19 protein-coding genes and 1 pseudogene are annotated in these 22,546 nt (G+C 39.2%); 10 read left to right on the forward strand and 10 right to left on the reverse strand.

Translation table 11 applies throughout. The features are described 5' to 3' along the window. Positions 1 to 46 precede the first annotated feature (46 nt). Both QDN89_RS13720 and QDN89_RS13725 read right to left on the reverse strand, forming a co-directional pair. Positions 47 to 1,981 carry a LuxR C-terminal-related transcriptional regulator gene (locus QDN89_RS13720; RefSeq protein WP_280770718.1) on the reverse strand — a complete coding sequence of 645 codons (1,935 nt, stop codon included), beginning with the start codon at positions 1,979 to 1,981 and terminating at the stop codon, positions 47 to 49. Positions 1,982 to 2,535: 554 nt separating this feature from the next. Next, complete coding sequence (locus QDN89_RS13725) at positions 2,536 to 3,120, reverse strand: hypothetical protein (protein ID WP_280770719.1); 585 nt, start codon at positions 3,118 to 3,120, stop codon at positions 2,536 to 2,538. A 769-nt stretch (positions 3,121 to 3,889) separates the two neighbouring features. Here QDN89_RS13725 and QDN89_RS13730 point away from each other — a divergent pair. Genes QDN89_RS13730 through QDN89_RS13740 form a run of 3 tightly spaced genes read left to right on the forward strand, consistent with a single transcriptional unit; the run spans position 3,890 to position 6,452 of the window. Then, positions 3,890 to 4,687 carry an ABC transporter ATP-binding protein gene (locus QDN89_RS13730; protein WP_280770720.1) on the forward strand — a complete coding sequence of 266 codons (798 nt, stop codon included), beginning with the start codon at positions 3,890 to 3,892 and terminating at the stop codon, positions 4,685 to 4,687. Positions 4,688 to 4,728: 41 nt separating this feature from the next. After that, complete coding sequence (locus tag QDN89_RS13735; RefSeq protein WP_280770721.1) at positions 4,729 to 5,682, forward strand: ABC transporter substrate-binding protein; 954 nt, start codon at positions 4,729 to 4,731, stop codon at positions 5,680 to 5,682. 5 nt (positions 5,683 to 5,687) lie between these two features. Continuing rightward, positions 5,688 to 6,452, forward strand: coding sequence for an ABC transporter permease (locus QDN89_RS13740; protein ID WP_280770722.1), 765 nt, complete (start codon positions 5,688 to 5,690; stop codon positions 6,450 to 6,452). A 48-nt stretch (positions 6,453 to 6,500) separates the two neighbouring features. Here the strand turns inward: QDN89_RS13740 and QDN89_RS13745 are convergent, their stop codons facing one another. Beyond that, entirely contained in the window at positions 6,501 to 6,950 is a 450-nt protein-coding gene (locus tag QDN89_RS13745) for a winged helix-turn-helix transcriptional regulator (protein ID WP_280770723.1), read from the reverse strand. A gap of 141 nt (positions 6,951 to 7,091) precedes the next feature. Here QDN89_RS13745 and QDN89_RS13750 point away from each other — a divergent pair, with 141 nt between their 5' ends. Together QDN89_RS13750 and QDN89_RS13755 are read left to right on the forward strand one after the other, a co-directional pair. Next, complete coding sequence (locus QDN89_RS13750; RefSeq protein WP_280770724.1) at positions 7,092 to 7,622, forward strand: DUF4242 domain-containing protein; 531 nt, start codon at positions 7,092 to 7,094, stop codon at positions 7,620 to 7,622. A gap of 39 nt (positions 7,623 to 7,661) precedes the next feature. Next, entirely contained in the window at positions 7,662 to 8,714 is a 1,053-nt protein-coding gene (locus tag QDN89_RS13755; RefSeq protein WP_280770725.1) for an acyl-CoA dehydrogenase family protein, read from the forward strand. 116 nt (positions 8,715 to 8,830) lie between these two features. Here the strand turns inward: QDN89_RS13755 and QDN89_RS13760 are convergent. Beyond that, positions 8,831 to 9,487 (reverse strand): annotated as a pseudogene (locus tag QDN89_RS13760) (alpha-amylase domain-containing protein); the annotation flags it as partial. A gap of 149 nt (positions 9,488 to 9,636) precedes the next feature. On the opposite strand from QDN89_RS13760, the gene QDN89_RS13765 reads away from it, so the two are divergent. Both QDN89_RS13765 and QDN89_RS13770 read left to right on the forward strand, forming a co-directional pair. Then, positions 9,637 to 9,996: a hypothetical protein gene (locus QDN89_RS13765; protein WP_280770727.1), complete on the forward strand. Its 360-nt coding sequence runs from the start codon at positions 9,637 to 9,639 to the stop codon at positions 9,994 to 9,996. A gap of 582 nt (positions 9,997 to 10,578) precedes the next feature. Then, positions 10,579 to 11,358, forward strand: coding sequence for an REP-associated tyrosine transposase (locus QDN89_RS13770; RefSeq protein ID WP_280770728.1), 780 nt, complete (start codon positions 10,579 to 10,581; stop codon positions 11,356 to 11,358). Between the two features lie 174 nt (positions 11,359 to 11,532). Here the strand turns inward: QDN89_RS13770 and QDN89_RS13775 are convergent, their stop codons facing one another. Both QDN89_RS13775 and QDN89_RS13780 read right to left on the reverse strand, forming a co-directional pair. Continuing rightward, on the reverse strand, positions 11,533 to 13,101 hold the full coding sequence (locus QDN89_RS13775; RefSeq protein ID WP_280770729.1) for an esterase/lipase family protein: 1,569 nt from the start codon (positions 13,099 to 13,101) through the stop codon (positions 11,533 to 11,535). A 395-nt stretch (positions 13,102 to 13,496) separates the two neighbouring features. Further along, entirely contained in the window at positions 13,497 to 14,402 is a 906-nt protein-coding gene (locus QDN89_RS13780) for a helix-turn-helix domain-containing protein (protein WP_280770730.1), read from the reverse strand. A gap of 271 nt (positions 14,403 to 14,673) precedes the next feature. Between QDN89_RS13780 and QDN89_RS13785 the strand changes: the two genes are divergently transcribed. The 3 genes from QDN89_RS13785 to QDN89_RS13795 all read left to right on the forward strand — a co-directional run bounded on the left by QDN89_RS13785 (position 14,674) and on the right by QDN89_RS13795 (position 17,638). Next, positions 14,674 to 14,805, forward strand: a complete 132-nt coding sequence (locus QDN89_RS13785) for a hypothetical protein (protein ID WP_280770731.1) — start codon at positions 14,674 to 14,676, stop codon at positions 14,803 to 14,805. A gap of 180 nt (positions 14,806 to 14,985) precedes the next feature. Next, positions 14,986 to 16,650: a S8 family serine peptidase gene (locus tag QDN89_RS13790; protein ID WP_280770732.1), complete on the forward strand. Its 1,665-nt coding sequence runs from the start codon at positions 14,986 to 14,988 to the stop codon at positions 16,648 to 16,650. Between the two features lie 817 nt (positions 16,651 to 17,467). Further along, positions 17,468 to 17,638, forward strand: coding sequence for a hypothetical protein (locus QDN89_RS13795; protein ID WP_280770733.1), 171 nt, complete (start codon positions 17,468 to 17,470; stop codon positions 17,636 to 17,638). 189 nt (positions 17,639 to 17,827) lie between these two features. Here the strand turns inward: QDN89_RS13795 and QDN89_RS13800 are convergent, their stop codons facing one another. The 4 genes from QDN89_RS13800 to QDN89_RS13815 all read right to left on the reverse strand — a co-directional run bounded on the left by QDN89_RS13800 (position 17,828) and on the right by QDN89_RS13815 (position 22,396). Next, positions 17,828 to 18,559, reverse strand: coding sequence for an amino acid ABC transporter ATP-binding protein (locus QDN89_RS13800; RefSeq protein WP_425335403.1), 732 nt, complete (start codon positions 18,557 to 18,559; stop codon positions 17,828 to 17,830). A 12-nt stretch (positions 18,560 to 18,571) separates the two neighbouring features. Then, entirely contained in the window at positions 18,572 to 19,252 is a 681-nt protein-coding gene (locus tag QDN89_RS13805) for an amino acid ABC transporter permease (RefSeq protein ID WP_425335404.1), read from the reverse strand. Between the two features lie 212 nt (positions 19,253 to 19,464). After that, positions 19,465 to 20,319 (reverse strand): transporter substrate-binding domain-containing protein, encoded by an 855-nt coding sequence (locus tag QDN89_RS13810; RefSeq protein ID WP_280770734.1) that lies wholly within the window; start codon positions 20,317 to 20,319, stop codon positions 19,465 to 19,467. 412 nt (positions 20,320 to 20,731) lie between these two features. Beyond that, a complete protein-coding gene (locus QDN89_RS13815; protein WP_280770735.1) occupies positions 20,732 to 22,396 on the reverse strand; it encodes a PucR family transcriptional regulator in 1,665 nt (554 codons plus the stop codon). Positions 22,397 to 22,546: the final 150 nt, after the last annotated feature.

A 22,546-nucleotide genomic window follows, 5' to 3' on the forward strand; every position in this document is an offset into this window, starting at 1 on the left:
AAAAGAACTCTTTTCCGTTGATGAAAGGAGTTCTTCTTGTATTCTCTTATTGAAATTGTTCCATGACTTTTTTCACTAATTGAGCGCGATTTTTCACCTCTGCTTTTGCGAAAATCCTTGAAATATGTTTTTTGACGGTGATTTCGGCGACGAACAGCTGTTTTGCGATGGTGTTGTTCGTATGACCTTCGATGATTAGCTTTAAGATTTCAGCTTCTCGCTCTGTTAACTGTAAGTAGTCAGACACGATCTTATATTGATTCGATTCTGTTAAGTCCTCAGAAAGGCTGCTCATATACTCAGCCAAACGGTCCGGAGCTAAGTCGAGTTCATACGTACGCGAAATACTATCCTTACCGTAATCATCATGCTGGGCTGCTGAAATTTCCGTGAAACCGAAACTCTTCACTAACGCTTGAAAAAAAGGGAGCGGAGATGAAACGATAATTTTTGCCCCGGTTAACAAGAGGGGGAGTAAGTCGTACATGACCGCGATACGCGTATCTTTATCGGTCGCATCCACATAATCCAACAAGCGAATAAAATAGGCCTTCGTTTTTTCTTTCGGACAGTTTAACTGCTGCCAATCCGTTTTGGATAACTGTTTAAAATAAGCTCGGGATACAGGTTCGTTACTTAATGCGTCGATCGTTCCTTTATGGACCGGGACAACAACAGACATGGCGTGAATTTTCCCTGAATAATCACGAAGTAATTTGGTGGAGTCGAGCCCCATCTTCTTAATGTAATCAGGACCGATAAACTCTAGCTCTTTTTTGTTATGTTCAAACGATGCAAAAAAACGGAACGTCTGATTTGATACACGATTATAAAACTGCGCTTTACTGACCCCAACATCATACTTCTTTTTTTCAAAAAAACGAATCACATCATCAAAGTTATAGTCATCCACGACTTCCATATAAAACTTTCGATTCGTCGTCGGTTTAGAATGAAAAAAGACGGACTGGATGAGTTCATCGCCGATATGATAGAAGAACATCGCAATATCATCTGGATTCCTCGTTTGGATAAGACGTTTCTTATAGTAACTAACGACTTTATTTTTCAAACGATTATATTTGTCTGGAGAGCGTTGCAATAAATCTACTTTGATAGCGTCTTGAACCAATTCGTGAAAACTCCAGTGATTCTGAAGTTTCTGCACAAACGACAGGTTTGTTAGTTCGATGAACCGTTTATAGGAAACGTCGCGACCAATTACTACGGATAAGGAATGCTGATTAAACTGCTTGACCATAGCCGCGGCTTCAATCAATTCGAGAATATCCTCTTCTGTCACTTCTTCAAGCCAACGCTTCGTTAACGCTAACAACACATGTTGAATATTATTTTCGCTCGAGTATTCGTCCGACCCCACTTCTTCTTTGACAGATAAGGTTGCCAGGGCGAGGGCTAAAGGGTGTCCTTCTGTGAAATCGCTCAACGAAATGATGGTGCTTTCCTCTTCAATATTTTTCTGTTTGAGAAACTGAGCTATTTCTTCTTTTTTAAAAAATCGAAGAGGAGTAGATGTCATTTGTGCTGCCCAAATAGGTGATTCAGCCCATTCACCTCGGAGCTGATGCCGACCCGTGATCACTACTTTCACCGCAGGATCGATGTGCATCAAGAAAAACTGCCGAAACCAGCGATCGATCTCAGCCATTTTATCGTAATTGTCGATGGCGATAATCACGCGGGACGACAACACTAACGAAGCAAGTTTTGCTTTTAATTCATAGATAGTCGGATTCGCATCCTTAATTGGCTCGATGTACGATCCAATGATTAGATTCATATGCGCAACAAAGTCATGAGGCGTATGAGTGAAATCCAAACTATCCATTCGAATAAAAATGTCCCCATTATTTAATGAACGCTGTTCCAACACATGAAGCAAATACGTTTTTCCAATGCCCCCTTGCCCATAAATATTCATTACCCTCCACTGATCCTTAGCAAGAAACTCCTCGTACATCCTCACCTCCTCATCCCTACCAATCATGCCGAAAGTGGTGGATGAAGTGCCGAATGGGGACGGTTCTCGTGTGTCATTCTGATTAAGTTGGTGCTTATGCATCGTGTTCCATCACCGCTTTCCTGAAAATGAGGTGTGTGCCAACAGTGCCGAACAGGCCAGCCGAATGAGTGCCGAACAGGGACGGTTCTCATAGACCATTCGTGAATCGAAATAATAGGATTAATCTATACAATGTTGTTTATCATTAATTACTGTGGAAGTGAATATATGATAGGTCTAGGTATTTCATCTTCTGTTGATATTCATCTATATTTACTATATTTTTCCAGAATATTATTGTTGGAAATACAGATTGTTTTAGAAAATAATGACTGATTTAATTGCATTTATTTAGTTAGAGTTATATTTAACTGAATATTATGATTATTACATTACTACTATGAATATACAGTTACATAATATACGTGTCAAACTCACAAAAGAAAAACCCACGCAGAAAACGTGGGATATAATGGAAATGGATGTTAAATTACTTATCAATATTACCTGACTTAGTCATTTATGACGATTAATACAGCCATATTTTCTTCATCTTCGGCATAGTTCGTAACTGAAAGCGAAATAGACTTGCTTTTATCTTCCATCGCACCTTGAACACTAAAGTTTACATCTGTCTCCATTTCTTGAACGTCATCGTAATTTTGACCATGAACGAAATCTTTATAAACCTCATAAACTTCTGCTGCGTCTTCTTCAAAAATAAACTGTACGGTAAACATCACTTCGTTCTCATCTGCTACTCGTTGGGTCCCGACGATTTGAGCGCTATCTGGAAAGGGGATTTCTTTAGGGAACTCCTCGTGTAACTCAGATGAGGCACCAGCTCCGAATGAAAATGTTTCCTCACCGTCGTCACTAGTCCCAGATACTTCAATGGAACCATCATCGTCTTGTTTAAAACCTATCGACTGCTCTGCGCCATCTTTATCCGTGACGGTGATGGCATCATCTGTGTCGCCGCTAAATAATCCAAAAAGATTGATGCTCACTTCGCCATCATCATCGTCAGAAAATGTAAACGAACCACAACCGGTTAATAAAATAACACTTATGAATAAGGGCATCAGCCATTTCATCATTTTTCACTCCTCGTATTAATAAAATCATAGATCTTGCAAGGTTAGGAAAGGTAAGGGTGTATTTCCTAACCTAATCTTTATGTCTGTCAAGCCTAGCCATTAAAAATTAAAACTCATGAAGTGAATACTAAAAAATCCTTACCAATGAAACCACCTCCATATACTTGTTAATATCTTATAAAAAAGATCAAGCTTGCGTAAGTATACGGAAGTATACGAATCGGGAATGGGTGGGGAATGGGGACGGTTCTCGTTCGGCATTGAAACATGAAGACGGTATTCGAGCGTCATGTTTCTTGCATCAAAATGTCGAAGGGAATAGAGAGTTTCATGCTTGTTCGCATAAGGTTTTGGTGTCTTATTATTTCTTTAACATTGTTAGCAACCGAGAGTACCAATTGTTTCTCAAATAAACCCTTGTCTAATTTACGACTTATATACCATTCAGGAGGGGGAACCATTGCAAAAATGAATATAAGAATGTTATTGTCATGTTCTCTTTCGTTCATTCACCTTCACCTTATTACCCTTGCAACTATTCTCATATTTAATAGATTTCCAAGAAAAGGATAGCGGAAATTTCAGAAAATAATTTATTATTAAGGTTGTTTTTTTCAACTAAGTATAATAAAATGATTAAAACAAAGTAAACAGATTGGAATTATTAATTATAAACTTTTAAACTAAATAAAAACACAATGAATGAGGCATGAGAACCGTCCCTGTTCGGCACGGACGGACTCGTGTGGCGTGCTGGAGGTGTACGATGGAAAAAACTTTGACAACGAAGAACTTAGTTGAATTAAGAGGCGTTGATAAAGAATTCGCGAAAAATGGAAAACAAGAGAAAGTTCTTAGTGGCATCGATTTTGACGTACAAGAAGGAGAGTTTATCTCGATTTTAGGAAAAAGTGGTTGTGGTAAAAGCACGCTGCTAAATTTAATTGGAGGATTCGACCAGCCAACAAGAGGACAGTTACATTTTGATGGGAAACAGGTAACAAAACCGTCTCGGAGAGCGATTATGCTGTTTCAATTTTATGCATTGCTCCCATGGCGAACTGTATTAAAAAATGTCGAACTTGCCTTGGAACCAGAAGGTTTGTCCAAAGAAGAAAGTCGAGATCGAGCGATAACTTACCTTAAACTCGTCGGGTTAGAAGACAGTTTGCATCAATTTCCATCTCAACTATCCGGAGGGATGCAGCAACGAGTGGCGATTGCAAGGGCGTTATCGATTCGTCCGGAACTGATATTAATGGATGAACCGTTTGCGGCGCTCGATACGTTCAACAGGTATTACTTACAAGATGAGCTACTACGGATCAAACAACAAGAAGGAACAAACATCATTTTGGTGACGCACGATATTGATGAAGCAGTTTACCTTTCCGACCGCATTTTTATTATGGATGCAAACCCAGGTGTGATCCGAAAAAAAATATCTGTTGAACTACCAAAACCACGAGATCGTGCTCACAGTGATTTTCAGTACTACCGAAAGTGGATATTAGACGAATTCAACTTTAGCCAAAAATTAGACGATTTAGATTTTAATATTTAGCATGTCTTATCACACAACACGATGAAAGGAGGAGGATTCAAGTGAAAGTGTCACATAAGTTAGGGCGTTATTTGCTCGTCAGTTCCATCTTTTTATCCTCATGTGGCAGACCTTCTCCAGGAGAAGATGACGTCATTCGTATCGGTCATTTGCCAATAACCCATGCGGCTCCGCTTTATTTTGCGAAAGAATTTGAAGACGAATTATTCGACAACGCGAAAGTGGAACTCGTTCGATTTGGAAGTTGGGTTGAGCTAATGGATGCGCTGAATGCCGGAAGAATTGATGGCGCATCCGTGTTATTCGAATTAGCAATGAAAGCGAAAGAGCGGGGGATTGGCCTTAGTGCTGTTGCTCTTGGCCACCGTGAAGGAAACGCGGTTGTTGTCGCAAATGATGTAGAAGAAGTTGCAGACTTAAAAGGCGAAACGGTTGCGATTCCGCACACGCTTTCTGCTCATAATTTGCTTCTTGATGAAATGCTTGAACGAGAAGGTATGGAATATGAGGATGTGAACGTTGTAGAAATGCCTCCACCGGAAATGCCCGCAGCACTATCGGAAGGCAGAATTTCAAGCTATATTGTCGCGGAACCGTTCGGTGCACTCGGAGTGACGTTGGAAGCCGGTCATGTGCTTTACCAATCAAATCAGTTTTGCCCAGACAGTTGTTTATGCTGTGCCCTCGTCTTACGCGATGATTTCATGGAAAATGCTCCAGAACTTACGGAAGAGTTTATTGCCGGATACTTAGAAGCGGGAGCAAGGGCAGGAGATATGACGGAAGAGTCACTAGCCGCCCATCAAAATTATCTCAGTGTAGATGAAAAAGTATTGGAACTGTCGCTAGGTTGGATTACTTATGATGACTTGTCTATCGGTGAAAACGAATATGAACATTTACGTCAGCGACTGATTGACATGCAGCTTTCCGATGTGCCACCAGAATATGATGAATTTATTGATCAATCTTACTTTGAAGAAGAAGAGATGTGATACGAATGAAATACTTAACAACACTCATGTATTTTTCGATAGCTTTTATTCTCGTTATTGGCGTTTGGCAGTTCGTTATTTTTATCGGTGATTACCCAGAAGCCCTTCTTCCGTCGCCATTAATGGTGTTTCACGGAATTATTTCACTCATCCAAGACGGGACGTTAGCGGAACATGTAAGGGTAAGTTTATTTCGATTTTTCGTAGGGTACCTGATTGCGGTTTCTGTGGCGATCCCGTTAGGATTATTTCTCGGGCGCACGCAAAAATTATGGAAAGTCATTGATCCCATTGTGCAAGTTCTGCGACCGGTTGCACCAGTTGCTTGGGCACCATTTATTGTGCTTTGGTTCGGTATCGGAAATATGCCAGCGATTGTGATCATTTTTATTGCTGCTTTTTTCCCTGTGTTGCTTTCGACGGTCTCTGCTGTGAAAAAAATTGATAAAACGTATTTGAAGCTGGCTGAAAACCTCGAAATTGGACAGACGTCGCTTCTCTTTAAAATTATTTTTCCAGCAGCGTTTCCTTACATTGCAAATGGTCTTCATATTGCGGTTGGAACAGCTTGGATCTTCTTAGTTGCAGGGGAAATGATCGGTGCCCAATCAGGTCTTGGTTACTTGATCGTTGATTCGAGAAATGCATTGGATCTTGACTTAGTATTGGCCGGAATATTCTTCATTGGAATATTAGGACTTCTCTTAGATAAATCAATTGGCTTATTTGAAAAATGGGTTGGAAAACAGTGGGGTGTGCAAAGTTCTTGATGGAAAAAATCCCGTAGAAACATTTCTACGGGAGAACCAAAGATAGAATTATAGACTGACTTTTCGTTTTTCTACAGGGATCGTTTCTGTTTCTGATTTGTCTACGATTTTTTCGCAAGACGGGCAGTAATATTGCAACTCGACCTCATGATCACATTCCGTATGGACGAGTTTTTTGTAGCAATAATCCAAATTGTGACGACCCCAAATGAGGAGTGCATCAAAAACTGGTTCCAGCTCACGACCGCTTTTCGTTAACGTGTATTGATAGCGAGGGGGATGTTTCGTGTAGACAGATGATTCTACTAATCCGGCCTCTTCTAAATGTTTCAATCGGTCAGACAGAATATTGGCAGAAATACCTTCAAGGTTTTTCTTTAGTTCGTTAAATGTCGTATTACCGATGAGGATGTCATGAAGAATCAGCAACGTCCATCGGTCGCCGACAATATTTAAAGTTTGAGCGATGTTGCAGGGAAGTTTATATCTTTCTTTCATTTCAATCAAAACTCCTTATGGAAATATATTCTCATATTAGTATAACCCAGTAAGATACAAAAAACCAAGTGAGTTGATTTATTTAACTAAGTATAATAAAATAACTCACATAACCAAAATATTAAAACAGGAGTGATTCATATGGGACTTTTTCTAGTCGAGTCAACGTTAAACGAAAATATAAAAGAGCAATCAGCTTTTGAGGCGAAGGTTGAACAATTACAAACACAGGTTGGAAAAAACGAATTAATCGAAGTGCAGGTAGCAAGTGATTTCTCACGAGCATTCTTTATTTTTGAATCAGAGAATGAAGAGGCGTTGAAAGGGTCATTGGATACGTTAGGAGTGCCAGTTACATTAACGAAAGAGGTTCGCATTGTTGGGCAAGAGTTAGAAGATGCGAAAAAGCAGAAGGAAAAGATCAACTATTTAGTGGAGTGGAACTTACCGGAGAATTTAACGATGGATCAATATTTGGAGCGTAAGAAAAACAATTCGGTTCATTATGCTGAAGTTCCTGAAGTGTCTTTCTCTCGCACGTATGTGTGTGAAGATATGAGTAAATGTCTATGTTTCTATGATGCACCAGATGACGATGCTGTCGTTCGAGCTCGCGAAGCGGTGAAAGCACCGATCGATTCGATTACGCAGCTTTCTTCAAACAAAAAGTAAGGCAACAATTGTTTTGCATGACAGGAGGGAAGTGAAGGAGTGCTTAAAAGTAAAGTGAAACCACTAAATGATATTTTAAAAGAAAAGTTGAAACCGATCGTTAGGCAGATTGATGAGCAAGCGTACTATCCAAAAGAAGTGTTACAGGCGATTGGTGAAGCGGGTTACCTTTCTTCTGAAGGGAAAACGCTGAAAGAGACAGCAGCCGGTGAGATCGAAGTAGTGAAACAAACATCGAAATACTGTATGACAACCGGATTCAATTTGTGGTGTCATTTGGCGGCTCTCACTTACCTCCGTCATACTCCGAATAAAGCGTTGCAACAGCGCCTTTTACCAAAACTAGAGAGTGGGGAAGTGTTAGGTGGAACGGGGTTGTCGAATCCGATGAAATATTACGCGGGTCTGGAAAAATTGCACTTGAAAGCTAGGAAAACAGAGGGTGGATACCTTTTATCTGGCGTGTTGCCTGCAGTGTCCAATTTAGGCGATGGGCACTGGTTCGGTGTCATTGCGGCAACGGAAGATGACCAGCGCGTGATGGCGCTAATATCTTGTGAACAGGAACGGCTGTCGCTCAAGGAAAAAGTATCTTATCTTGGATTGAACGGGAGCGCAACTTACGCGTGTTGCTTTGAAGATGTATTTATTCCGGATGAGCAAATACTTTCAGAAGATGCGGATACATTTGTTAAGCAAATCCGTCCCTACTTTGTTGCTTATCAAATTCCTCTAGGTTTCGGTGTCACGCAAGCAGCAATCTCATCAATGAAAAAGCATGAGAACAAACAAAATGGCTGCAATCAATATTTGCCAGTTCAACCAGAGGATTTGGTCGGAAAACTAAAGCCGATTGAGGAAGCATTAGGGAACATCTTTCAACATTCATCGGCAGATGTGAAATGGGAAGACCTCCTACCGATAAGAAAAGATGCTGCTTATGTCACTCTGGAAGCAGTTAACACTGCGATGCTTCATGCAGGCGGAGCCGGTTATTTGAAAAACAGTGCCGACGCCCGAAGACTTCGTGAAACGTATTTCTTTATGAACTTAACACCAACCGTAAAACACCTCGGCAAAATGATTAGGTGAAGAGGTGGGGACGATGAATGGGGACGGTTCTCATGCGGCATTGCCGCACGAGAACCGTCCCCACTAATCAACAAACAAGAGTCACCTTATGCCTAGGTGACTCTTGTTTGTTTTAGTTATTGATTAATATATATTGAAACAGCGCCTCCATCTGTATGGAATTCACCCCATCCGTCATTATTAATAGTTACGGAAGCAGTGGAATTCCCCATTGTATCTGTCCACGTTTCACCACTATGCTGGGAGCCGACATACATCCATTTAGAACCGCCTGGTCCGTTAGACATAATCGTTGCCATCCCAGAATTAGAATGAGAAGACGTTCTCTCTCGTGTCCACCCAACAATATCCCAATGATCGAAGTAGTCGTGTTGTGTGCCATAAGCATAGTCTTGTCTCACTTCGAGCATCTTGTCGATCATCTCTTTTTTCGGGCTAATATTATCGTTTTCTATCCCATAATAATCGCCATAGAAAACCGATGGGTATCCACCTTCACGTGTAAGAATGGTTGCATAAGCATGAGGCTTAAACCAATCACCAACCCAAGATTCTAGTGATTCACCAGGTTGAGTATCATGATTTTCTACAAATGTTACGGCATGTTCAGGGTGACTCTCAACAAGAGAACCGCCGAGAATATTTCTCATATCGTAGCTTCCTCCCTGACTAGATGCTTCGTAAAAATTATAATTTAACGGAACATCAAAAAGAGAAATCTCCCAATTCATCTCAGAAAGATAATGTTCGAGAGAGCCTAAGTCATTTTTCCAACCCCCCCCACAAACTACTTATTTTTTCAGGACTATTGTATATATTTTTAAAATGTATATTTTATATATATGTTTTCCTCTTTCGTGTAGGTATAATGAAATAGGTATATACAATAAATGTTGGCAGTCGTGTTTTAGGGGGATATTTAATGAGTTTATTTAAGTCAATTGCTAATGCTGTTTTAAGTAATGTTGGAGTAAGGATGAGTTTAGAAGAAGCTACAAAGTCTGCACCTAGAAGGACTGGCGTGTACAAGCTTTATTTAAATGGAAAGTTGATGAAAGTTGGCAAAGCGACTAGGAAAGAAGGTATTCGATGGAGAATGCAACAATATTGGCGAGGGGATTCCACTGCCGGCAAAAAACATGGTAGAGATATTCAAGACAATAGAGAACGTATTTCTGTCCAATGGGTCATATGTTCAAAAGACAATTGTAGAGAGCTAGAAATAAAACTGCAAAACCAGGTAGGGGGTATAGACAATCTACCATGGTGTGACAGAGCATAGTGTGAGGAATGGACAAATGGGGACGGTTCTCATGCGGTAATGCCGCACGGGAACCGTCCCCATTCGTCACCCGCTTGTCATTTGAAAAAGTTTTCTAAAAAGTATATGATAGCTTTAGTGACATTCACTTATTTTTCCACGAATACGATACTCTTAAGAAATACTCCGTATACTAAATGATTTACATTTCTCCTTGAATTGAACGCACATCTTTTAAAAAACTTTCATTCTATAGCAATAATACCTAAGGATAAGGGACTTGTTTGTTCTTTTTCAGAGATAGATGCAATTCTTTCACTCAGAATTCCAGTATTCTTAGTGCACTTCAACCGTTTTATTCATTACCTGACATCGAACTTCAAGAGTCGATCGCCTCGCCTTACTAACTGCAACGACAACGAAAGTCATTCTTCTTTTTTGAAACCTAACTATCTTAGATGCTTTTCTACCTTCATAATGCCAAAGTTGAGTGCCGACAAATATCCTTTGGTCATACCTTACCTTCCTCTTTGTTTTTCAAAACTAATGGCACGTCTTAATCATTAGCTTTAATGAACAATAACGATAGCAGGGGGGATAGCTATGCCGCGTAAAGCAAGGGTGAAAAGCCGCAATGGGATATACCACATTATGTTGAGAGGTGCGAATAGACAGGAGATCTTTCATGATGATGGTGACTGTGAGAAGTTCCTTGAGACGATGGCTCGTTGCAAGGAGAAGTCGGGAATGGGAGTGTTTGCTTGGTGTTTAATGAATAACCATGTTCATCTTCTTTTAAAAGAAGGGGATGAGGAGATTTCTACTACAATGAAGCGTCTGGCTGTTAGTTATGTTGCTTATTATAACTGGAAGTATAGGACATCCGGGCACCTTTTTCAGGATCGCTTCAAAAGTGAATGTGTTGAAAATGTCAGATATTTGCTGACTGTCATTAGATATATTCATCAAAATCCGGTGAAAGCTGGAATAGTTGATCGAGCGATAAACTGGCGTTGGAGCAGTTGTCTGGAGTACTACGGGAAAACTAATCGTTCAAGTGGGATGTCAGATTTGGGTGTTATTTTGTCTCTATTTTCTGATGATTTTCGTGTGGCAAAAACAAGGTTTATGGAATTTAATGAACAAAAAAATAAGGAAGAATGTTTGGGTGAGGATATTTATGTGAGGCGAAGAATGTCGGATGAAGAGGCGCGGATTGAAATTCGAAAGTTTCTTGGTAAATATGAGATAGCCCAAGTGAAGAGTTTGGCTAAGGGAGAAAGAGATGAATTGTTGCGGAAAGTGAAAGAAGTGAAAGGCATATCAAAACGACAGGTAGCAAGAATATTGGGTGTGTCTAGTAATCTGATATATAGAGCTTAGAAAGGTGATGGGTGGTTAGAAATCGAGAGCTAATTGGGTACTAGAGCGGATTAGGTTGCAATGGGATGTGGAGAAAATGGGGAGGGCGGACAATGGTCCAGTTCTCCCCATTCAATGGACCGAATTGCCGCATGGGAACCGTCCCCATTCATCACCCATTTCCCCACCTCGAACTTAATATGCTTCGCCTTGATCGTCGATGTAGATGGACTTAATGATGGTTCTTTGGAATTTATCACCAGAGGGGGTGACGCCTTCAATGTCAATCGTTGCGTTATATGAACCTTCGCCACGTTCTGGAATGGTTACTCTGTTATTTTCATTTTGTTTTTGACTTTGTTTGTAGTCTCGTATCTTATGACCAATCTGTCTGTTTGCAGTTCCTTTGCTAGGAACGAAGTCTATTTCATAAAACATTTCAAACGGGAGGTTTCGGTTGCTATTTGCTGCTGCAAAATCTGTTTCATATTTCCAGTTTTTCTTATCTCGATCCTCAACAAAACTCATCTGATTATTAAGTTTTGAGTCAAAGTTCACGATAAGTCCATACGCAGATTCTTCCTCTGTATGTGTACGGATTTTCCACTCTCCGTTTTTAGGGTTATCGATTTCAATGGTATGATGCCACGCCCCGGCAAAATACTCTGTATCAGGTTCGCCTTCTACATCATGCATAACGGTTTCTTTCGTTCCTGGTTTCGTTATTTCCACCTTATCTAGTTCTGTTGCACTCATCCAATTAACGGTGATTTTCTCCACTTCGTTTTCCACAAAAAAGCTTTCTTCGGCCGATCCAAATTGCGCCCCCCCGCGAACGAGTAGGTCTAAATCTTCTTCATTTGATGCTTCGAACATGTGATCATACGCTACATTTTCCATCGGTTCAGAGGTTGATAAGTGATCTTTAAAAATGGGTAAAGCGTTGGAACCTTTATGGACTTCTCCGTGATTCCAGTTGCGAATAGCAAGCATGTTTCCGTAAGGGAGGTGAGTACTTTCTAAACTAACGACACCATCACTTTCCCCTGGAATGACCGTTCCACCCCACCAGTAGCTGCTAAAAAGAGGGCCAGCACGTGTTCCGGCGATCGTATAATAATTGTTTTGCTGCGTTTCCCATCTGCTATCTGTTTCCGCTCTGAAATGGTTCATCACACCTGTTTGTAAACTTTGGGTTCCTTCGCTGTTTTGACCGATCAAATTAGCTAACCAACCTAAGGAAGTGCTGTTTGCCAAATCAGCTAACTCACTGCCATGATGTGGTGATCCTATCGTTACGACGTCAGATACTAAAGGATGTTTGCCTTCATAAATTAAAGCTACTTGCGCATCCACTCCCCCTTTGCTGTATCCAACAATAACAAGTTTTTTGCCGTTGAAATATTCGGAAATGTCCTCTAATTGATTGGCGAGCATTTCTCCATTATCCCAGTAGCTTTTCGGTGAACCGCCTGAATCGTACAGCTCAACAAAAGCAGTTTCATAACCCTCTTCTTGAGCTAACGTGTACATATCGTTGTCTTGGTACCATGTTGTAGAATTATTCGTTAAGCCTTGGACAAAAACAATGACAGGTTTATCTTCTTCTGGATTTTCAGGCAATGTACCAATCGAAATCGTTCCAGGAACCAATGGATCGCCAATCACTTCTTCGAATGAAGAATCGGTTAGTCCAACTGTTTGATAGGCAAATGCTAACAATAGAATAAAAGTCATAGAAACCAATGAGATTCTTTTCTTCACATTTTCATCTCCTTGCATTATTTTTATTTTTGAAAAATGAAGATAAGCCTCCTTTCCGCACAACAAGTTCGCAATATTTAAAATAATCAAAAAAACACCTCTGTGTACTATTCGAAGCCTATATAAGAAAACCCTTTCAAAATAATATATTTTTTGAAAGAATATTCCATTAAACTGAAAAAAGCAGTGGAATACTTATATCCAATGCTTTAAAAAGTTTATTTATGTCATGAAGCTGAGTAAGAATGTTGGTTGAATTTGAGAAGCGGTCACGTTAATTCTTAAGATGTGGGGGAAAGAACCAGTAAGTATCGTATAAGCCTCATTTTCCAATTAACCTGCACTAAAAATGGACCTGATTGCCGCACGAGAACCGTCCCCATTCACCACCCACTTCACCACTCCTTCTTGAAATACTGGCCTTTTAGTTCATAGAGAATGTCGAGGTAGAGGTCTTTGTCTAGGAAGCGGAAGATAAACTCGGCGGATTCATATGCTTCTTTGATGAAAGCCGAGTCTTTGTTTTGTTTTTCATAGGTTTGTCCTAAATAGTAATAAAATTGGCCGAGCATCGATATGTTTTCGTTTATTTTGGACTGTTCGATTCCTTCTTTAAGGGTGCAAACAGCTTCATCGTATTTTTCAAGATCATATAACGTTTTCGCTTTGTTATATAGGATTCTCAAACGGTAAATCTGCGGTTGGTGCACAGCAGATGAATATTCTTGGTAGAAGTTACTATTCAATGCTTTGTTGTAATACATTAGAGCGGACGAAAGATCTTGGTTTTCGCCATGTATGAGAGCAATCGAATTTAAAATCTTGTAGTAAAGAAAATCTTTATGATTAATTAAATCATAATCATCTTTGAGTAACTCTTTTAGGTCGCCTACTGCTTCACGTTGACTAATTTTGTTAAGACGATATTCGCTACACGTAAGCATCCACCTGAGAAATTGTTCGTACCATGAACGTGGGGAAGAGTTTATGCTGCTTAGCTCTTTTCTCGTTAAATGATAGATATCCTCGAACCTTTGAGTAAGGGCGAGATCCTCGACGAAAAAAACAGTTTTATTGATATATTCTGCGTTATCATCTAATAAATATTGTAAGAAATGGCTTATCGGTTTTTGAAGCTTTAAGGATAGGTAGAAAATAATTTCGAGACTAGGTTTCGTTATTCCTCTTTCTATTAAACTCAATGCCGATTGGGTACAAACATTCTGACAGAGATCTTTTTGGGTCATGTTGTGTCGTTTTCTTTGGTAGATAATTTCTTGACCTAATTCTTTTACACCCATCTTACAATCCCACTCCTTACCTTTAAAAAACTTTTCCTTCTTCCTCTTAATTATACAGTATAAGGAAATGGCTACAAAAAATAAGAGGACTTTTAGAAGTGGACGAAAGAGGTGTGTAAACAACCTCACGAAATGCCCAATATATGGATTTAAAAAGCCTATTTTTTCAAAAAATAATTGAATAATATGAAAGTACTCATATTATGTATATTTCATTTTCGTCAGTAGGTATGATGAAATTAATTCTACAAGAAAAGGAGAGATATATAACATGAAATTAATATTTGCAATTGTTTTAGTCCTTGGAATGAGTTCAAATTTTTTTGCGGTGGAGGGAGAAAATTATCAGGTAGCTGAAAGATCAGGCACTATTGCACCTCTTGACCTGCCTCATGAATTCTAGAATTTCATTTATTTTTTAAAATGAGTTAGATCACTTTTCATAATAAAAGAAGCCAGCATAATGAATCATTTGTAAACTTACTAGAAATCATAATCCGTATCCTTATGGTGGGTTATGATGCAATTATTTTTTTATTTGAATTTATCAGAATATTAAATAATTTATAGGAGATGTTCAATAATGAAAAAGATGTTCGGAATATCATTTATGATAATTGTTTTACTCTTATCGCTATTTTCATTAAATACGTTTGCCAGTGATGACGTGAATGACGAGGAATATATTGAAGGCGAATTAATCATATCAGTAGAACAAAACGGAAAATCGAACAACCCTAATATTCAAGAGATGACTAGCACCACGGATTTATTGATGGATAATGAGGATCTAGAAAGTAGTGGTTTTGTTTTTAAAGATTCATTATTAGAAGAACCAGCTAGAAATGCCGCTGGGAAATCTGTTGGCGCCTTCAGTGATGAATTTTCACAACATGCAGTGAAGAAAATGGGTTACGTTTATCTTGTAGAGTACGCTACGGAAGACTATGATTCCATTAACGAAGCAAAAAAGGAGCTTAGAAGTGAGCTTAGAAACTTAGGGTTAAAAGTTAATTATGTTTTAGAAAACTACAAAATAAATATGGCTGAAGATGTAACTACTGCTGGTGAAGTGGAGACATCCATGCACGATAATCAAGTATGGCATTATGAAATGATCAATGCTCCACAAGCATGGGATATTACCCAAGGGAGTAGTGATGTGACCGTTGCTATATTAGATACGGGAATTGATTCTAGTCATCCAAGTTTGAGTAACTTTGTAGATACGAGCCTTGGCGAAACCTTTGTAGGAGGAACCCCTGAGGATGTTCAAGGTCATGGTACTCATGTTGCCGGAACTGTTGCAAGCTATGGTGATGTGTCCGGTGTCATGCAAGATGCCACGCTCGTTTCTGTCAAAGTATTAGGTGATGATGGAAGTGGTTCGTCATTTGGAATTCAGCAAGGTATTTTATATGCTGCAGATATAAATGCTGATGTTATTAACATGTCACTTGGTGGAGGCGGATACCATCAAGGAACGAATGATGCGATTGAAACGGCAATTAGCTCAGGAACAGTCGTTGTTGCAGCCTCAGGTAATGATGGAGCATCAAGAATTTCTTATCCCGCTGCTTATGATGGCGCAATTGCAGTAGGTTCTGTTACCTCTACTGAATCAAGGTCTGGTTTTTCTAACTACGGAGACGGGTTAGAGGTTATGGCTCCAGGCTCTAATATTTACAGTACTTATCCGAATGGTCAATATCGAACATTGTCTGGAACATCGATGGCTGCTCCTCATGCCGCTGGTGTTGCTGGGATGATTAGAGCGGTTGATTCCAATTTATCGGTCTCAGAAGTTCGTCATATATTAAGTGATACTGCACAAGATGCAGGCGGATCTTATCAATATGGAAATGGTATTGTTGATACTTTTGCTGCTGTTCAAGCAGCCGGTGGTGAGCAAGATGATGGCGATAATGGGGAAGATGAGAACTACCAGACTGTCACCGATGTTTCGACAAATTACACTTACTACTATCGAGGAGAGAACGTGACGGTCACAGCAGAAGTGAATGACGCAAACGGGCAAGCATTGTCTAATGCAGACGTATTATTCACTATCACTCGTCCAAATGGCTCAACAATTACAAATAATGCAACGACGAATACTTCAGGAGTTGCGACGTGGACTGTTTCCACAAGTAGTAACACCGCAACTGGAACGTATCAAGTACAAGCACAAACTTCTCTAGATGGATATGAAGGAAGTTCAAGCACAACAAGTTTTGCCGTATACTAAGAACTTGTGATTATGATTCATGTTGCAGCAACACACTCATTTCTTTAAAAACTTTGTTTCACTTATTAGTAAGCTAGTGAGTGGACAAGTAATATAATTTTTTCGCTCCACCTTAATTCGTTCCCCCCCCTTAATACTGCCCCCTTTTGCTCAATGGGGGCAGCTTTTTTTGTGCCGAATGGGGACGGTTCTCATGCATCATGAAGTGTGTGGAGAATTCGGGTGCGACGGTGGATAAGTCTATTGTTAGAAAACAATGCTCTCAGAATCAACTCCCTTTCACCACAGGAAAAGTGGACCAGCAGCTTAATCTTTCATCCAGTTCATTTCACTGTGTCTTCTTTGCTGTAGTCCCTATAGTCAACGAAACAGTTTCATCGAAATAAATAAAGTGCATCTTCCTCTGAAAGCAACGCTCTGAAACTACCCCCATTTGACTTTTCACTAACTTCTCACGGTTCAATCCCAGTGACTTATTAGAAAAATAAGAGCAAATATTATTACTTTAGCTAAGTAATGACTACTTCCATATATAATTTAAGCATTTATTAATATATTAATAACGATATGTAGATAGGGGTGTAAATGGAAGTATTCATATGATTTTAACGATATTTTGGCTATATTTGAAGGATACAAATTTTGTAGAAATATGTCATGATATGAGGAGGAGGTTAGTCAATAGGTATTTAATATTGAAGATCGTTCAATTTTTTACATAAATTATAAAATAGTTATGGAGCTTTACATAGATCAGTAGTTTTCAAGCATTTATTAGCCAACCACTATTACGAAAAAAAATAGAGGAGGTACAATTATGTGTAATGACAACAATTTAGTAGAAATTAAACGAAAACAGAAGCAAAAGTATTTGGAAAAAGAATTGAAATCTTTTTTTGGCCGCATGAGAGAGAAAGAGCAGGCAGAAAAAGAATTTACTAAAGAAGATAAAAAAGAATCGAATTCAAAACTCAGTAAATTCGGTTGAACTGGTCGGAAAATAAGTAGATTCAGTACTGTTTGGTTTCATCATATGATTTTTTTCAATCCTCAAAAAATTGTACTCCACTCTTCTAATAGTATAGAAGGGTTTTTCTTTTGGAAAAGGGAATGGGGACGGTTCTCTTGCGGCATTCCGCATGAGAACCGTCCCCATTCACCACCCACTCCCCACCAATCACAGTACTTTACTCAAAAATTCCTTTGTTCGTTCTTCTTTTGGGTTGTCGAATAATTCCTTCGACGAACCTCTTTCTACAATCCGTCCATCGTGCATGTAGATCGTATAATCGGCTACTTCTTTCGCAAATCCCATTTCGTGGGTGACGATGATCATCGTCATGCCTTCCTTTGCCAAGTCTTTCATTGTTTCGAGCACTTCGCCAACTAATTCCGGGTCTAGGGCAGATGTCGGTTCGTCGAACAACATGATATCTGGTTTCATCGCCAACGCGCGAGCGATAGCGACTCGCTGTTTTTGTCCACCAGACAACTTGGATGGGTACACATCGTATTTATCGCCCAACCCTACTTTATCTAACAATGCTTTGCCTTCTTTTTCCGCCGTCGCTTTATCTGTTTTTTTCACCATCAACGGCGCTTCGGTGACATTTTCGAGAACCGTTTTATGGGGGAATAAGTTAAAGTGCTGAAACACCATGCCGACTTTTTGCCGAACTTCGTTTAAGTTATGGGTCTTCGGTTCGATTTGATCTCCTTCAAAAACAACGATGCCATCATCTTTGATTTCGAGGAAATTAAGACACCGAAGAAGGGTGCTTTTTCCAGAGCCGCTAGCCCCGATAAGACAAAGGACATCACTTTCATTAACGGTTAAATCAATGTCCTTTAGAACGTGCAAATCACCGAAGGATTTATTTAATTTTTCCACGCGTATCATTTCTTTCATACAAGAGACCTCCTATTTCTCACTCTTCGCCATTCGTTTCTCTACTTCATTTACGATAACAGTGAAAACCAAGACTAACAATAAATAGTATACCGCAACAATAATGTACGTTTCCATCGTATTATAAGTTCCAGCAGCTATTCCTTGAGCCGTTCGAAATAATTCATCTACGGCCACAAATGCAGCTAAAGAAGAATCTTTCAAACCGATGATAAACTGGTTTCCTAAAGGAGGGACGGCTCGTCTCATAGCTTGAGGCATGATGATCCTGCGCATCGTTAATCCTTCCGACATTCCTAGCGATCGACCAGCTTCCGCCTGTCCTTTATCAATCGATTGAATCGCCCCACGAAAAATTTCCGCAATATATGCGGAATTATGAACGGCTAAAGCAAGGGCTGCTGACCAAAAAGCAGAAAGCATAATAATTTGAGAGAAACCGTAAAACAACGCAAATATTTGGACGATGAGGGGAGTTCCTCGAATGATCGTAATATAGGTGTTCGCGATCACTCGAAATACACGCATAGGAGATAGTTTTAATAACGCAAAAATAATGCCAATTCCAGTACCAATGAAAACCGATGCAGCCGTCAATTGAATCGTAATGATCGCTGCCTTTATAAAAAACGGGTAGGTTCGAAGTAATTCACTAATAAACGTTCCGACATCAAATACACTGCCTACTATCACATTTTTCACCTCAAATAAGTAATCACATGGACAAAAAATTGTTGCCCATGTGATGCTATTTTATTCTAAATACTTGCGGTCTCCCTTAGCTCGTTCTTCCAAGGAAGTCTCGTTTTTTCTTCCTTTTTTTCGCGAGATAATGTCGCCAGTCACATTTGCATAGCTCTTTTCATCTGTCATCCATCATGGTGCTAAAAGAGTGGCATTGGTATCTACTCTTGACTAATGTCTTCATCTAGATAGTGCTCGCTAATTTCCAAATATCGTCCGTCCTCTTTGATCGTCTCTAACGCATTATTAATGGCCTCAAGTAATTCTTCATTGCCTTTTTTCACAGCAATGCCCATATGTTCCACATCAATGAGGTCCCCTGCCATCACAATATCAAGGTCTTGTTCTTCAATATTAATCAGACCAATCAATCGATCGGTAACGACTGCGTCGTGGCGGCCTTGGTCTAATGCTTGTAACGCGACCACATCCGAATCATACGTAGACACATCTTCCGTATAGTCCTTGATCATATCTTCGTACGTTGACCCTAAGGATACGGCGACTTCGGTGTTTTCATCGATATCATCAATCGAACTAATATCACTATCTGACCTCACGTAAACTTGGGCACCGGAAATATAATATGGATCAGAAAAATCGACCGTTTCTTGCCGTTCTTCCGTGATACCTAAGCTTCCAATGATCGCATCGTAGCGATCATCTTGTAGTCCTGGAATAATTCCAGAGAACGAAATACGATAAGGTTCTCCTTCTACCCCTAGTTCTTCGGCAATAGCCATGCCAATGTCCACGTCAAATCCAGTTAGCTCACCGTCTTCGTTCACATAACTGAACGGTCGGTATTCTCCAGAAAGAGCGTATACAAAGGTTTCGCCATCCAATGTTAAATCAGCACTATCACCATCCGCGGCTTCGTTGTTGTTTGCATTACCATTGTCTGCCTCCACGTCATTACCCGTTACTTCGTCGTTCCCATCACCGCATGCAACTAAAACAAAGACTGCTCCAGTCGCCATTGTCGTAAGTAACCACTTTCGAAAAAATGATGTCATTTTACTTCCCCCTATAATGATATAAATACTCCGTTTTGGAGATGACGCTAAATTTGAATGGACGTTATGAAAAGACAGTGTTGATTTTAGTGGAAGGAGCAAGCCTTTTACGGAAAAAGCAAGCATCCTTAATTGAAAATCAACATCAAAGTTAAACAGATTAAATAATTTTTCAACATATGATTATTACTCTGATCGTCTTGTCATTTTTTAAGAAAATTGATGATGAAACTAGTTAATTTTTTTAATAATTATGAATTATGAATTAATTTTATCACTGAGAGGGGAACTAACAATTATCCATTCATATTAATTTTGTAAGGGTAAAATTGTACATCATGTATAATCAACCAATTTCCGGAAAAAAGATTCATCATGAACACAAAAAAACACCTAGTTTTTTGACTAGATGTTAATTATATCCATTATTGTTATAAACGTAATGGACGATTTTATAAGCCATGATCGATAGCTGCAATTTCACAATATCATCTTGTGATTTCAAAGAAAGCTCTGTCTTTTTTTCGATTTGAGCTAATCGGTACGTTAACGTATGCCGATGGATGAAAAGTTTGGCGGCGGTTGTTTGTATGTTTCGGTCGTTTTGAAAAAACATATCTAATGTGTGGAATAAGTCAATGCCTTGTTTTCGATGGGTTAAAATAGGATCTAAGTTATTTTCATAGAAGCTTTTTAAATCTAAGCCAACTTCCATCATTTCAATTAACAAATGGTATGTTCCTAAATCTTCAAAATGGATGATTTCTTTGTTATCAAACAAGTTAATGAACGTTATTGCTTGATCAGCCTCTTTTGCACTCTTAGGTAGAAGGGAAGGACGGTTATAACTTTTTCCAATCCCTATGTTAATTGGAATTTCTGAGTAGAAATATTTCCATTCTTTAAGAATACTTTCTGTAATTTTTTTTGTGTCCTTTTTTTGTTCCTGCTTGGTGTTTCCCTGAACATGAAAAAGCGCTATCACAGAATTAAAAGATGTACGAAGAATCGAAGGGATGTTCTTTTTCGTTAGAACTTGTTTAACGAGATGATTTAATTTATCAAAATAATATATTTTCTCAACTTCATCGAGTTTATCCGGTAATTTTAATTGAATGACAGATTGGGGCTGTGTGATGTCGTAATCAAATTTTTGTCCTTGCTCGATGATGTTTTTTTCGTTATCAAATCGGCTTTGTAGAAGTTCTTCGAGAAAATCTCCTTGAAGCCTGCTTTGCGTTTCTTCGACGGCTTTATTTTTTAGATGATCAATCGCGTAAACAGTTGCTGCATGTTCAATGGCAATTTCATCCGCATAACTCCAGGCTGTTAAATTTTTTACCAAAACGATTCCACCAAAAACCGACTGATTGACGATGAGAGGATGGACGATTATAAAGTAATGAGGATGATATATTTTTTCAGGTTTTTGAGATTGATATATTTCTTGTAGCGTTTGTTTCAGATCCATTTTCTCACCATTTATTAACAGAGTCCCATCATCTGTAAAACTAATGTGATGGTTATTTTCAACATAGTGAATCGGCTGCGTCCATTCGCTGAAGACGATGACATTGCCTTCAGTAAGGTTAGAGAGCGTTTCCGTAATTGGATAAAATCCTTGTCCTTCCGAGACAAGTTTAGTAAGTTGTTTATGAATATTTAACGAGTATTGCAATTGCTCCATCTGATTATTGACGATACTTTCTAATATTTCTTTTGTGATTGCTGAAAAATTAATGTTCGATGGTAATTCAAATAAAGGTAAATTATTTTCATTCGCAGCATGAATTAAACGTTCAGGAATATCATCTATGTACAAACCAGTGTAAATGGCGATGCCGGATAATTTATGAAGGGCAAAAAGTTCCTCTAGTTTTTTTATCTGGTCTTCATTTTCAAATAACCCATATCCAGTCGTCAGTAAAAATTCCCCTTGTTGGAGACGGTCGACGTCTTCAAGGACTTCAACGATGGTGACCCAGTTAATCTGATTATCTAAGCCGTTAAATCCAGCGAGTAATTTCATATGATTCATGATTGGAAGCTTTAACGTTTCTTGAATACTAATTGTCATATCCTGCACCCTCCCATATCTCATTATAGGGCTAGTTTATCACAACTGATACGTGGGGACGGTTCTCATGCATCATTCGAACCTCGAAATAATTTCAGAGAATGGAAGTGGAGAAGAGAGTCCTCAATGGGGGCTCTCTTTTTGTATTTT

Source organism: Salipaludibacillus daqingensis, from assembly GCF_029891575.1.
In the GTDB taxonomy this organism is placed as follows: Bacteria; Bacillota; Bacilli; order Bacillales; family Salisediminibacteriaceae; genus Salipaludibacillus; species Salipaludibacillus daqingensis.

Bases quoted from the DNA above. Each gene is read 5' to 3' on its own strand.
- QDN89_RS13730 (WP_280770720.1), top strand. From the start codon at position 3,890: ATGGAAAAAACTTTGACAACGAAGAACTTAGTTGAATTAAGAGGCGTT.
- QDN89_RS13780 (WP_280770730.1), bottom strand. From the start codon at position 14,402: ATGGGTGTAAAAGAATTAGGTCAAGAAATTATCTACCAAAGAAAACGA.
- QDN89_RS13790 (WP_280770732.1), top strand. From the start codon at position 14,986: ATGAAAAAGATGTTCGGAATATCATTTATGATAATTGTTTTACTCTTA.
- QDN89_RS13745 (WP_280770723.1), bottom strand. From the start codon at position 6,950: ATGAAAGAAAGATATAAACTTCCCTGCAACATCGCTCAAACTTTAAAT.
- QDN89_RS13810 (WP_280770734.1), bottom strand. From the start codon at position 20,319: ATGACATCATTTTTTCGAAAGTGGTTACTTACGACAATGGCGACTGGA.
- QDN89_RS13720 (WP_280770718.1), bottom strand. From the start codon at position 1,981: ATGTACGAGGAGTTTCTTGCTAAGGATCAGTGGAGGGTAATGAATATT.
- QDN89_RS13795 (WP_280770733.1), top strand. From the start codon at position 17,468: ATGTGTAATGACAACAATTTAGTAGAAATTAAACGAAAACAGAAGCAA.
- QDN89_RS13770 (WP_280770728.1), top strand. From the start codon at position 10,579: ATGCCGCGTAAAGCAAGGGTGAAAAGCCGCAATGGGATATACCACATT.
- QDN89_RS13815 (WP_280770735.1), bottom strand. From the start codon at position 22,396: ATGACAATTAGTATTCAAGAAACGTTAAAGCTTCCAATCATGAATCAT.
- QDN89_RS13750 (WP_280770724.1), top strand. From the start codon at position 7,092: ATGGGACTTTTTCTAGTCGAGTCAACGTTAAACGAAAATATAAAAGAG.
- QDN89_RS13785 (WP_280770731.1), top strand. From the start codon at position 14,674: ATGAAATTAATATTTGCAATTGTTTTAGTCCTTGGAATGAGTTCAAAT.
- QDN89_RS13740 (WP_280770722.1), top strand. From the start codon at position 5,688: ATGAAATACTTAACAACACTCATGTATTTTTCGATAGCTTTTATTCTC.
- QDN89_RS13800 (WP_425335403.1), bottom strand. From the start codon at position 18,559: ATGAAAGAAATGATACGCGTGGAAAAATTAAATAAATCCTTCGGTGAT.
- QDN89_RS13765 (WP_280770727.1), top strand. From the start codon at position 9,637: ATGAGTTTATTTAAGTCAATTGCTAATGCTGTTTTAAGTAATGTTGGA.
- QDN89_RS13725 (WP_280770719.1), bottom strand. From the start codon at position 3,120: ATGAAATGGCTGATGCCCTTATTCATAAGTGTTATTTTATTAACCGGT.